The organism is Alkalimonas collagenimarina, assembly GCF_030717845.1.
GTDB lineage: Bacteria > Pseudomonadota > Gammaproteobacteria > Enterobacterales > Alteromonadaceae > Alkalimonas > Alkalimonas collagenimarina.
Genome location: NZ_JAUZVZ010000005.1, coordinates 91,420 through 103,835, shown reverse-complemented (window position 1 = coordinate 103,835; position 12,416 = coordinate 91,420). Strand labels below are relative to the sequence as shown.

Genomic DNA, 12,416 nt, shown 5'->3' with positions numbered 1-12,416 from the left:
CGCTTAAACGAGTAGTAACCATGAAAACAGCATGTTCCGCTTTCTTGCTGCATTCACTATTTGAAGGGACACAGGAAGAGGCAATTGGTATGAACAACACATTCAATCATTTATTGGTCATCGAAGACATTCATAGTACTGAGCATTATGCACTGGATCGCGCCATCGCTTTTGCTAAGAAAAAGCACAGCGCCATCACCGTTTTTAAGTCCTATTACCAACAGATGCACAAGATGGGCACGGAAAGCTCAGATGATATGGCAGATTTTGTTATGCAACAGCAGCGTGAGATTTGCCAACACATCAGTACTCTCACCGATCAGGATGTATCACTGAATATTGTCATTTCCTGGTTAGAGCCGGTGAAATATGCCGTTCGGCGCCTGATAGAGCAAAGCAATATCAGTTTAGTACTGAAAGCACAGAGTAAGCGCCACATGTTCGATTTGATCAACGGTAATCTCGATCATTTCTTAATTAACGATCTGGAGGTTCCGGTCTGGCTCGTCAAACCACAATCCCAGCACCAAGAGTTAAATGTACTGGCCTGTCTCGACTTGGATCAGGATAACGCAGCCCATCAGATGGTTAACGATAAGATTTTACAAACAAGTCAGCAACTGGTGCCAGCCTTGCAATCGCAGTTGCATGTAGTGAATTGCTGCGGTGGTGAATCGGTATCTGTCCGGATACAGTACGACAAAGCATCCGGCTTCAAGCAAGCTCTTAGCCCACAACAAGAGCACCAAGCAAAGCTGGAACCCTATTTAACCAGAAATCATCTTGATTCGGACTGCGGCCATATTCGAGTGGGGTTACCGGATGATGAAATCCCGGCAGCCGTGCATTCATTTCATGCTCAGTTAGCCATCATCGGTAATCAACATTTGCATAGCAAAGTCGCCAGGTTCTGGGGCAATACCACTCATTATCTGGTTCAACATATCCCCTGTGATGTTCTGGTGGTGAAGCCCTGTGACATCAAACGTCACACGGCGAAATCAGCAGTACCAAAGCGCCTGTGGCAGAGCAAACAATTACTGAGCCGGCTAAGCGGCATGTTAACTCACAAATAATGAGACAGCTTAAAAGCCAGAGCCGGGTTGCTGCAAAAACTCCAACTCTTCTTCGGTAGACTCCCGGCCAAGGATGGCATTGCGATGGGGATAGCGGCCGAACCGATCAATGATGGCTTTGTGTTTCAGTTCAAACTCAAGATTGGTTTCCAGGCCCTCCTGGTCAAACAAACGCACAGCAACATCATGGATCTCTACCGACTCGCTGTGCATAAAAGGCATGTAAACAAAGCTGCGCTCTGCTGTGGTCAGCTCTTGGTCAAACCCTAAATCAATGGCCTCCTGCGCCAGCGCCAGGGCCAACGCATCGGTTGCAAACGCCTGAGGTGTATCGCGATAAATATTTCGTGGCAACTGATCCAACACGATAATTTCAGCCAAACGGCCACGTGCTTGCTGACGCCAGGGGTACAACTCGCATCGCGCCGCTTTTTGATGCAAGGTGGTAAAGCAATCCGCAATGTGCTGATCCAACTCAGCATCTTTTTTAAACCATTGCTCCGGGCTTAATTCTTCAAACCAAAAAGTCAGTACGGTATTTAGCATGGTTTTCATGGTTAGCCTCGTGTTTATGCTGTTTATGATGGGTTCAGGTGCGTTACTATGGCAGGCCCACTGCTTGAACAGATTCACTCCTGTCGGCCAGCCCACTCCGTTGTCAATAAACTCATGGTATACCAACCGGTATACCCCTGCTCAGTTTTTAGCACTTCACGCATCAAGCCTTCATCCTGAAACCCAAACTGCTGGCTATAAAAGCGCTTAGCACCATCGTTGCCTTGCATTACATACAAATCAATGCGATGAAAACCATGCTCAACAAAGCCTTTATGCAATAGTGCCGCAAACATCTGTTGCCCCAGCCCCTGCCCACGCAAAGCCGGGTCCACGGCCACCAAACCAATATGGCCAAACGCATTCGGCCAATCAATGCGGGTAAAGCTACACATCCCCACTACACGACCATCCTGCTCATAAGCAAAACATTGTCGTTCGGCATTCTGCTTGGGGCCTTCAACAAAATAGTCGTTAAAAACCGACTCGATCAACGGGTACTGAAAAGCATTGCCACAGACTTTCTGCATTTCTTCCCGCTCTGCCAGCCAGGCTGAAATCACCGAAAAATCCTGCTGCCGCATTGGGCGAAGCCGTGCTGTTGCTTTTGTCATCATGAACCGGGCTAATAAATGAATAATAACAATACTATATACCCAAACACCCCGAAGATGCGAACTTCAGACTCACTGCCGACTTGCTCTTGCATAGTGAAATACGGCAGACTGGGACACACGATAACGTTATCGGAGAAGCAACCATGCATTACCTGTTATTTTACCGCGATCTGGTCGATGATTATGTCAAACGGCGGGAGGCATGGCGTGGCCAACATTTAGCGCATGCCAAGGCAGCCAAAGCCCGGGGCGAACTGGTACTGGCTGGCGCCCTAGATGAGCCGGTCGATGGTGCTGTGTTGCTGTTTCAAGGCGAATCTGCCGAGGTGGCAGAGCAGTTTGCTAAGCACGACCCCTACGTGATGAATGGTTTAGTCGGGCACTGGGAAGTAAGGCTATGGAGTACCGTAATCGGCGATCAGGCCACCATACCACTGGGGTAGCAATTCAACTGGAGTAACAATTCAACTGGAGTAACAATGCCACGGCCAAGCTGAATCACTGCTTACCCAAACCAAACATATCACGGCATTGATTGGCAAAGGCACTGAATTTTTCTTTCATGGTCCGTTTCAGCTTCACCTCGAGCGAACCCAGTATTGAGTAACCTTCAATCACAATTTTCGGTGCCTGCCGGCCACCCATTGATGGCGCCTTATTGTTGGCACTGCCGATAATATTGAACATATTGGACACCACATTCACCTGCTCAGGTACCAGAATATCAAGGCTACCCACCCAGTTATTCACCCGGATCACTACATGCTGGTGTTGAAAGATAGCTTCAGAGAAATCCAGCTCCACCGAACCAAGAATACTGATAACTTGTATCTCAGCAGGCACCAGCCATTGGCCGTTATGCTGATTCGATGACAACACAGAGATGATGCGCTCATGCTGGGTGTCGTTACCCGATTGATACTGCGGAGAAAAACTACGCTCTCGCTGTTGTTCATATTGTTTGTCTGGCTCTAAGGTCAAATCCGCCACCACATCTACCAACTCTTGATGCTGCGTCGCATTGGTCGCCAGATCCAAACGGCGCTCAAAGGCCTCTGCCGATAGCTTGCCATGACTGTAATTCATGATCAGTTGATCAATGGCCTCTTCCCGTACCTGATCAAACGGCCGATCTTCTATCTTCACTCCATTGCAATCAATAGCCATAACACACTCCTGTTCTAATTACTTCATAGAAGTTAGCATAGGCTGCGCAAACTGATCGCTTTATTTCGTATCAAAATGTGAATAGGGTTTCACAGGTAGTCATAAGCAGCGTCATGCGGTGCAAGTACAGAGGCCGCCGGGCAGGGAGTTGAAGTCTCCGGGAAAGAGTAACAGCACACAACCATTTCACTTTCTACGGAGACTATCTATGTTAATTACATTTAGTTGTACTGCGACCTCCGATGTCACTATGTTCGGTGATGTTGCAATCAATATCCTCAAAATTATGGGGTATGATGAGAAACTCCCAAACGCTATGTCAGCCAAAGATGTCCCTCAGGCACTAGCGAAGTTAAAAGCTGCGATTGAAATAGAAAAAGCCCAGCAGTCTGATGAAGTGGAACCCGACAAAGACATTGATCAAGAGCAAGATGAGAATGAAGAGACTGATGATGTTGAACCAGCCATTAGTCTGAAGCACCGCTCATTCCCTCTGATTAAATTATTAAATGCCGCTATCAGGGATGAATGCCCTGTCATGTGGGATGTCGGATAACGTAGATACACCAACATAAAGTATATCGTGGTTAAAATGGCGAACTTTTCGTGGCCTTAGCCAACGGCCCGGCTGGGTTAAAAATCAACTCGTTGAATTTAAATATAAAAATACTGGCATCAATGCTGCAAATGCATTGCTATGACGACTACGCTAGACGTTAGTGTAATTATTCATAACGAACACGACTTATGACAGGAATGTACATGCCCCATCCTAAGCAAACATTACAGCACTGCGGTTTATATGCCAGTTTTGAGTTACGACGCTTATTGCTCACCCGCCGCGGCCTGATGACCTTAGCCGCTACCACGGTGATCTGGTTTTTTCTGCTGCGTTACGCCATAGCACCAGCCAGCGATATCATCGTTGCGGAAGGTTTTCAGCAGGTATTCAGTGATATGTTTGGCAGCACAGGCTTAAGCCAGCTGTTCGCCTGGCCTGCCCCGGAGCTGGCTATTTACTGGATACTCAGTTTACTTCTGCTGCCCATGCTGTGCTTGTTCTTTACCGCCAACCAGCTGTGCAGTGACCTGCAGCGTGGCACCCTGCGCTTGCTTGCCCTGCGCAGCAGCCGGTTAAGCATAGTACTAGGTCGGTTTAGCGGCCAGATGCTGGTGCAGTGTTGTTTAATCCTGTTGTCGCTGGTAGCAACTCTTGCTCTGGCAACCTGGCGCGAAGGCAGCTTAACGTTACCGATGCTGAACGCGGCGGCGGTTATTGCTGTTAACTTGCTGCTGGTATTATTGCCCTTTACCGCTTTAATGAGCTGTTTCTCTGCTATGGTGCGCTCATCCCGGTTAGCCGTCAGCCTGGCCATTGTAAGCCTGGGACTGCTGGTTGCGCTGCTTAGCTGGTTTATTGTTTACTTTCCAGATTTCTTATTCCTGCTTGGTTATCTGCCGGGTGTGCAGGTCATGCAATTGTTGCCTTTACAAGGTTGGCAAACCTTACAGCATGCCGTACTCCCTTTAGTGCAAACCGTCGTGTTATTGGGTCTTGCCAGCCTTCTGTTAACAAGGAGAGCCTTATGAAGCCGATTATTCAGTGTACGAATGTCACCAAAGGCTTTGGCAGTAAAACCGTCTTACAGCAGCTGAATTTTGAGCTGACACAGGGCGATACTGCCGCACTGATTGGCCCCAATGGGGCCGGCAAAACCACGTTATTCAGTATTATATGTGGTTATTTACGGCAAGATAGTGGCAGTGTCAGCCTGTTTGGCCACAAGCCCGGCAGCAGCGCCTTGTTTGGTCAAGTGGCCGCACTACCACAAGATGCCCGGTTTGACCCTGCCTTTAGTATTGGCGAACAACTGGATTTTTATGGCCGCTTGCAGGGCTTAAGTTCCAAGGCAGCACGCCAAGAAACGCTGCGCGTCCTGACGCTGGTCGATTTAGCCGAACAGGTGCAACAAAAAGCAGCAGCACTCAGCCATGGCATGTGTAAAAGAGCCGCCATTGCTCAGGCTTTTATCGGCTCACCGCAGCTTATCTTACTGGATGAGCCCACCGCCGGGTTGGACCCGGTCAACGCCTTGCATATTCGTCAGTTAATCAACCGATTAAGCGGCGACGTCAGCTTTATGATCAGCTCACACAATATTTTCGAACTGGAGCAGCTCTGCAATAAGGTGCTGTATCTTGAGCACGGCAAGCTGCAAGCTGATACCACCAGCGAAAACGAACAGCAGCTACAGCAGTATTTAACGCTACAGCTGGAAGATGATAATACCGAAGTAGTGACAGCAGCGATTGGCCAGCTGCCCGGCCTGCTGAGTATTCGCCCAATGCAGAAAAAAGAACTGCAGCTGTGCTATGACCCGCAACAAAATGCCAACTTTGATTTAGAGCTATTGCAATGCCTGGCAGCCAACGGCTGGCGCTACCGCAATCTGACCAAAGGCCAGACGCTGGAGCAAAAGCTATTCAATACCGCATAGCACATACCAATATATCAATGTGCCAACGTATTGAATCATTGCAGCCACCCGGTGTCAGAACGTCATCGGTATTTAAATGGAGCGGAATGAATGGACACTGACACTGCAGGTCAGAATAAACACAGCATCGCCAACTACTCGGCGTTGAAAACCGCTATAGCCAATGGTGAAGAACCATTGGTACAAGAACTGGTGGCAAACCGAACCATGGAACCGCTGGAAAGAAGCTACCTTATCGAATTAGCTCAGTTAGGTACTAACCAAACCATCATCAAGTTACTGGAAGATATACCGGTGAAGTAATCACTTTTCCAGCGAAAGAACTCGCCCTCACTAGTATCGTTATATGCATTACCGTTGCCACTGCGCTTTATCGGCACAGATCCAATCTTCAGCCGGACTTTCTGAACCCACCCATTGGTTGCGATACTGGCCGGTCGGTTGCCAGCTTTTATACACTTTGTGGCTCCAGCTTTGACCTGGCAGCAGCCCAGACACTGCGCAAAACTCAGGTGCATTAGTCCTGGCGCCACAACTGCGAGCATAAATACGCCTTGAGCAACGGTTGGTGGTGACAATAATCAAGTCACCACGGTTCTCAAAAGTGTTAGTTTCAATGCAGCTGGATAACGGTGGCTCTGCATGAAACCAGCATTGATTTGGCTTATCGGCAGTCGTTGCCTGCGGCTGTGCCGGTGTGGCTGCCGATGACTGAGCCGCCCTTGACGAAATGGATTTGCTGACTTGCTGTGTCGATAAAGCATGACTCTCGGTTTGAGACATGGAGCTGGGTTGCCGAACGGTTTGGCTTGGATCCCTTTGGTATGGCAACAGTTGAGCGGCATCAAACTGTGGGCGCTGAGTCAATTCTTGCAGGGTATTCTGGTACTGTTGTCGTTGCCACTCGCGAGATACATCGGCTGCAAAGGTTTCGTGGCGGGCCAGGCTTTCAGCTATATTAGCCTGACCACTTTGCAGCCCTTGCATAATTCCAGCACTAATAGCCTGATAGCGTGCTTCCCGTTCTTGCCGAACTCGTTGCAGCATAGCTTGATTGTGTTCACGATTAGACTGGTTTGAACTCGCGATCCTTTCGATGAAATGATCAATGCCGTCGATATGGTAGGCTACTCCTAGCAACCAGGCTTCATCTGCATCTCTGCTTTGCTGCGCCAGCTGCTGTTGTTCTATCTCCTCAACCGATAAGCGCGCCAGATTCAACACACTCTGCCTTGCAATGACAATATCTTCTGGACTGTTGCCGACATTAGTACCATACCAAGCAGTGCGCATATAAGGGCTACGCCGGCTGTCACCACAAGCCAGCAAGTAATACATGCCATACTCGCTTTCAAAGGCGCAGGCTTTAGATAAGCGAACCATTACTTCTTGCCAACGGCCTTCAGGTGCTCGTGGATTGCAATAGGCACCATTGTTGGCGTGACGCTGATAAACGATGTTCAGCACGGTTTCGCCGTCACGCAGCAGCATATAATGCTCTCGGCCAACTTCGCAAACCCCAACAGTACCAATTTGTCGATGGTAAATAACGCCAAAGCGATGTTTTAACTCGTTCACTAACGAATGATGATTTTGGTAGACAAAAAAACGATTATCAAAATCAGAACTGCCCCTAGCCCGACGCCACATGGTGCAGCTTTGGGCAACAGCATGATCCCCCTCATGTGGATAAGGATGGATCGTCAGGTTTCTATCCAGACACACTTGTTCCAAACGATCAGCAAAGGCTTGTATCTGCCGGGCTTGCTCTACCGGATCATGCTGCGGCCGGGGTCCACTGGAACAACTTACCAGCAGCAACAATGCGGCCATAAGCCCTGTTTTTAACAGCCCCAGCATAACGAACACCTTCTTGCTAACAATGTTTAACTCATCTGTTTTTAGAATAGGCAATAGGACATAATTTGCGCAAGTTATTCGTCGACAGGCGTAGCTCATGGGATACAAGACCTAAAGCACTTAATGTTAACAACAATAAATTTTTCCCAATAATGGCTCTTTATTTGTTGCTTTTTTGTTCGCCTGAGAATAGATTTATCATCGAAATAATAATACATAACTAAACAGGGAATAGTAATGAAACAACTTATGCTTGTTAGCAGGCTTTGCTTGCTGGTGTTATCTGCATGGCTTATTACAGGTTGTGGTGGAGGCTCGGATTCAGGGACCCCACCTCCTCCACCGGTAGTGAATACTCAGCCAAATCCATTTAGTTTTACTGCGCAGTCAGCCGTTGATCCTGAAGCCATTGTCACCTCAAACAGTATTACTGTCTCAGGTATTAATGCAGCAGCCAGTATCAGCATTCAAAATGGTGAGTACTCGGTCAACAATGGTGACTTTACTACTGCCGCTGCAACAGTTAATAATGCAGCTCAAATCCGAGTGCGGCATCAAGCGGCCTCCCAATACACAACCAGCCAAACAACTACTCTGACTATTGGTGGTATCAGTGCTAACTTTGTGAGCACCACCCGAAACCAACCAGCATCAGGAAATGAGACTCCTCCTCAGGCTGCGATCGTTTTTCCCTGGACACAATCAAAAACATCTGCGGGAACCATCACAGTCCGCGGTACGGCGAGCAGCCGTGATGGTATCAGTGCACTGATAGTCAATGGAGTTGCTGCCGATGTGCAAAGCCAAAGTGTTGCTGCCCAGCGAGTTTCAACTCAAAGTATAAGCTCACAAGACAATGATGAGAGCGATGAAGAAGAATTTGAATGGACTGCTGATGTAGAGATAGAACCATACAGTAATGTGGAGATAGTAGTCTCCGTCGAAGATCAATCTGGCAATCGGGATGATGAAGCTGCGACAGTTCAAACCAGTACTTTGCAAGCACCGCTATATATCGCCTTCGATGCTGAGCATGACCGCTTGATTGGTATCATGGACAATCGTGATGTGGTTGCCATTGAGCTGACTGACTTCAGTTATCAGACGCTGGCTGTAGTTGGTGAACCAACCCAGTTTAGCCTAGACCCCGATGGCAGCCGGCTGCTGTATAGCCGCTATGTTGGCACAACCTTGTACCTGTTTGCTTTGAATCTGGCCAGTGGAGAGTTTAGTACCCTGCAGACCTATGAACCACAATTGGATGAAGGCACTCAGGTCACCGCTGTGCATACCCGGCTAGATGCAACCAACCAGCTGGTTTATGTACTGCTGCGTCTGGCAGAGGCAGATGCCGATTATGCAACCGACATGCTGTACCGGGTCGACTTAGCGGATGAAAGTATCAGGTTACTATCTCAAAGCAGCTTAGACGACACACCTTTTTTACCGTTGTTCGAGATAGTGTGGCATAACGAAAGTTTGCTGGGCCTTTCGCAAAACGGTAAGCTGATTGAAGTGGAACGCGTGACCGGCGATCGCCATGAGCTGCTCAGTCTGGATAATTCACCATTCAAGCTAGCTGCTGGGACTGATCACAATGAGCTGTATGTCGCGGGTTTTAAAAACATCCTCAAGGTGAACTTGAGCGGGCTGGAAACAACTGTTCTCTCAGAAGAAACTCCGAGCCTGGAGCACCCTACAGCACAGGTTTCGGACATGACCATGCTGGACGAAAACACCTTACTGGTTGCAGACTCAAGTTTTGAAGTGGTGCTGCAAGTTAATACCGAGACTGGTGATCGCTCTGCATTGGTCAGCTCAGGCATAGGTTCAGGCCGCGGCCTATTATCACCGCAATACCTAACCTTTACCGATAACAGCGATATACTTTATGTCCTGGATGATGGCCAAAATGCGGCCGAATCCCTGTTTGCAATTGATTTAACAACAGGTAACCGCAGCCAACTGAGTGAAATCAATCGCCCATTTAACACTTACCCAAGTGGCCTGTACTACCATGATGACAATGATGCACTGCTAGTTGGCTTAAGTGATGCAATCTGGTCAGCGTCTCTGGCTGACGGTAGCTTGAGCGTTATCAGCGATAGTGAAACTGGTAACGGTGTTGACATCGGCACTCTGGCAGGCGGTGACTTCGATACCAGTACCGGCACTTTGTATATGGCGCAGTTTGCTCTGGAAAACGGGGTGTTACTGATTGATGTTAGTACCGGCGAGCGTAGCTTACTTGAGTTTGATGGCAGCGCTGGCCAAGCAGGTATTATTACTGGCCTGAATGACACAGCCCTGGATGTAGACAACCAGCAGCTGTTTATAGCCAGTCAGAGCCAAAGTGCCATTTATCGGTTAGATCTTGAAACTCTGGAAACAGAGCTGCTACTGGATCAATGCCAGAACAGTATTGGACAAAACATTTTGGATATTGATGTTTCAGGCATTCAAAAAATTCGCTTCGATGCTAACAAGCAGCGCTTGCTGATCCTGGCTAGCCAATTGGCAAGCTATGATTTAGAGAATCAGGAATGCCGTATCATTGGACAAAGCCCTGAGTATTACAATGCACTGCCGCTTGAAAATGGTACTTTCCTGACGACCAGCCAGGGTGCTCTAAAACAACTGGATCCGACCACTCAGAAACAAGTAATTATTTCCAAGTAATAACTGTGCAGGCTGGTCATACTGACCAGCCTTTTTTACTGTAACACCGTCGCCATTTTCTTTATAATCGCCTCCCTTTAGAAAAAACCGAGTGAGCCATGCAAATTATTCTCGCGCCGATGGAAGGCGTGGTTGATCACTTGATGCGCGATATGCTGACCCGGATTGGTGGCTTTGACTTGTGCATTACTGAGTTTGTACGGGTGATTGATCAGCGCTTACCGCGACGGGTGTTTCGTCGTATCTGCCCGGAGCTGGAGCAAGACGGTAAAACAGCGGCTGGCGTTCCGGTACGGGTGCAATTGCTGGGACAGGAACCGCATTGGCTGGCCGAAAATGCCGTTCGCGCTGTGGAGATGGGCTCACCGGGTATTGATCTCAACTTTGGCTGCCCGGCTAAAACCGTCAACAAAAGCCGCGGCGGTGCCGTGCTGCTAAAAGACACCGAGCGACTGTATCAGATTGTCAAAGCCGTTCGCATGGCTGTGCCTGCCGGGCAACCAGTGAGTGTAAAAATCAGGCTCGGCTATGAGGATACGGCGCAGACCCTGGATAACGCCAGTGCCATCGCCGAAGCTGGTGCCGATGTACTAACCGTGCATGCCCGTACCAAAAGCGATGGCTACAAACCACCGGCCTATTGGCCATGGATCGCTCAGATCCGTCAACGCATTCAAATACCGGTAATTGCCAATGGCGAAATTTGGACTCCAGCGCAAGCAAAACAATGCCAGCTGGAAGCCACGACCAACGATATTATGCTGGGCCGTGGTGCCTTGGCTTTGCCAAATTTAGCACAGTGCATTCGGCAGCAGCAGGCCCCGATGCCTTGGCCTGAAGTGATTGCGTTGTTGATGCAGTATTCTGAGTTTGAAGTCGCCGGAGATAAAGCCAAGTACTACTGCAATCGTATTAAGCAGTGGTTTAGTTACCTCAAACTTCAGTACCCGGAAGCGGTAGTTTTATTTCAACAGCTTAGGCTATTAAGGCGGCCAGATGACATTTTGATCCTGCTGCAAAAAACACTAAACTCCTTTACTTTACCGGCCAAATCGCTACAATAGCCGCCGCACTTTTGTGTAAGATTTAATCGCTCTTTATCCAATAAGGTAATCGCTATGCATCCGATGTTAAACATCGCCATTCGTGCTGCCCGCAGCGCTGGTACTATAATCGCTCGTTCTTGTGAACAGCTGGATATCGTTAAGTCCACTGAGAAAAGCAGCAATGACTTTGTCACCAACATCGATCAGGAAGCGGAACAGCTTATTGTTCAAACGCTGCGCAAATCCTTCCCCGGCCATAGTATTATCGGCGAAGAGCACGGCAACTATGGCAGCCAAGACAGCGATTACCAATGGATCATCGACCCCCTCGATGGTACCTCTAATTTTATTCGTGGTATCCCCCATATTGCAGTCTCCATTGCGCTAAAAGCTCAGGGCAAGCTGGATCAGGCTGTGGTGTATGATCCGCTGCGTGGCGAACTCTTTACTGCATCGCGTGGTCGTGGCGCTCAGCTGAATGGTCGTCGTATTCGGGTGGGTAACCGGCCCGATCTAACTGGCGCCATGCTAGCGACTGGTTTTCCTTTTAAGCAAAAACAACATCTGAATACCTATAGCGCTATTTTCAATAGCTTGTTTCCTGCGGTCGCAGACATGCGCCGTGCGGGCTCAGCTGCGCTCGATCTGGCCTATGTTGCTGCTGGTCGTATCGATGGATTTTGGGAAATGGGTTTAAAACCCTGGGATACTGCAGCCGGTGAGCTGCTGGTTCGCGAAGCGGGCGGGATGGTGACGGATTTTGCCGGTGGTAATAACCATATGAAGTCAGGTAATATCGTGGCGGCCAGCCCGAAGGTACTACAAGGCATGTTGAAAAATATGCGGCCGCATCTAACTGACGATTTTATGCGCTAAGACATTCGATACTTGAAAATCGGGGCTGGTGTATGTAACACC

General features: G+C 48.7%; 13 protein-coding genes. 9 read left to right on the top strand and 4 right to left on the bottom strand.

Annotated features, from left to right (window positions below; genetic code table 11):
• The first annotated feature begins 20 nt into the window (after positions 1-20).
• Entirely contained in the window at positions 21-1,076 is a 1,056-nt protein-coding gene (locus Q3O60_RS04665) for a universal stress protein (protein ID WP_305892749.1), read from the top strand.
• Between the two features lie 9 nt (positions 1,077-1,085).
• Here Q3O60_RS04665 and Q3O60_RS04660 read toward each other — a convergent pair whose 3' ends face one another.
• Both Q3O60_RS04660 and Q3O60_RS04655 read right to left on the bottom strand, forming a co-directional pair.
• The gene (locus tag Q3O60_RS04660) at positions 1,086-1,622 is read right to left on the bottom strand and encodes a DUF924 family protein (RefSeq protein ID WP_305892827.1); all 537 of its coding nucleotides are present in this window, start codon (positions 1,620-1,622) and stop codon (positions 1,086-1,088) included.
• Between the two features lie 83 nt (positions 1,623-1,705).
• Complete coding sequence (locus Q3O60_RS04655) at positions 1,706-2,248, bottom strand: GNAT family N-acetyltransferase (protein ID WP_305892748.1); 543 nt, start codon at positions 2,246-2,248, stop codon at positions 1,706-1,708.
• Between the two features lie 143 nt (positions 2,249-2,391).
• Between Q3O60_RS04655 and Q3O60_RS04650 the strand changes: the two genes are divergently transcribed.
• Positions 2,392-2,691 (top strand): YciI-like protein, encoded by a 300-nt coding sequence (locus tag Q3O60_RS04650; protein WP_305892747.1) that lies wholly within the window; start codon positions 2,392-2,394, stop codon positions 2,689-2,691.
• Positions 2,692-2,746: 55 nt separating this feature from the next.
• Here the strand turns inward: Q3O60_RS04650 and Q3O60_RS04645 are convergent, their stop codons facing one another.
• Positions 2,747-3,415 (bottom strand): DUF1707 SHOCT-like domain-containing protein, encoded by a 669-nt coding sequence (locus Q3O60_RS04645; RefSeq protein WP_305892746.1) that lies wholly within the window; start codon positions 3,413-3,415, stop codon positions 2,747-2,749.
• Between the two features lie 208 nt (positions 3,416-3,623).
• Between Q3O60_RS04645 and Q3O60_RS04640 the strand changes: the two genes are divergently transcribed.
• From Q3O60_RS04640 to Q3O60_RS04625, 4 genes are all read left to right on the top strand, one after another.
• Positions 3,624-3,971, top strand: a complete 348-nt coding sequence (locus tag Q3O60_RS04640; RefSeq protein WP_305892745.1) for a DUF1840 domain-containing protein — start codon at positions 3,624-3,626, stop codon at positions 3,969-3,971.
• Positions 3,972-4,177: 206 nt separating this feature from the next.
• A complete protein-coding gene (locus Q3O60_RS04635; protein ID WP_305892744.1) occupies positions 4,178-5,005 on the top strand; it encodes an ABC transporter permease in 828 nt (275 codons plus the stop codon).
• The gene (locus Q3O60_RS04630) at positions 5,002-5,913 is read left to right on the top strand and encodes an ABC transporter ATP-binding protein (RefSeq protein ID WP_305892743.1); all 912 of its coding nucleotides are present in this window, start codon (positions 5,002-5,004) and stop codon (positions 5,911-5,913) included. The genes Q3O60_RS04635 and Q3O60_RS04630 overlap by 4 nt, the downstream gene beginning before the upstream one ends.
• A 90-nt stretch (positions 5,914-6,003) precedes the next feature.
• The gene (locus tag Q3O60_RS04625) at positions 6,004-6,216 is read left to right on the top strand and encodes a hypothetical protein (RefSeq protein ID WP_305892742.1); all 213 of its coding nucleotides are present in this window, start codon (positions 6,004-6,006) and stop codon (positions 6,214-6,216) included.
• 48 nt (positions 6,217-6,264) lie between these two features.
• Here the strand turns inward: Q3O60_RS04625 and Q3O60_RS04620 are convergent, their stop codons facing one another.
• A complete protein-coding gene (locus tag Q3O60_RS04620; protein ID WP_305892741.1) occupies positions 6,265-7,773 on the bottom strand; it encodes a hypothetical protein in 1,509 nt (502 codons plus the stop codon).
• 237 nt (positions 7,774-8,010) lie between these two features.
• Between Q3O60_RS04620 and Q3O60_RS04615 the strand changes: the two genes are divergently transcribed.
• The 3 genes from Q3O60_RS04615 (at position 8,011) to suhB (ending at position 12,374) form a co-directional block, all read left to right on the top strand.
• Positions 8,011-10,452, top strand: a complete 2,442-nt coding sequence (locus Q3O60_RS04615) for a lactonase family protein (RefSeq protein WP_305892740.1) — start codon at positions 8,011-8,013, stop codon at positions 10,450-10,452.
• Between the two features lie 98 nt (positions 10,453-10,550).
• Positions 10,551-11,516: a tRNA-dihydrouridine synthase gene (locus Q3O60_RS04610; RefSeq protein WP_305892739.1), complete on the top strand. Its 966-nt coding sequence runs from the start codon at positions 10,551-10,553 to the stop codon at positions 11,514-11,516.
• 54 nt (positions 11,517-11,570) lie between these two features.
• On the top strand, positions 11,571-12,374 hold the full coding sequence (gene suhB, locus Q3O60_RS04605; protein ID WP_305892738.1) for an inositol-1-monophosphatase: 804 nt from the start codon (positions 11,571-11,573) through the stop codon (positions 12,372-12,374).
• The last annotated feature ends 42 nt before the right edge of the window (positions 12,375-12,416 follow it).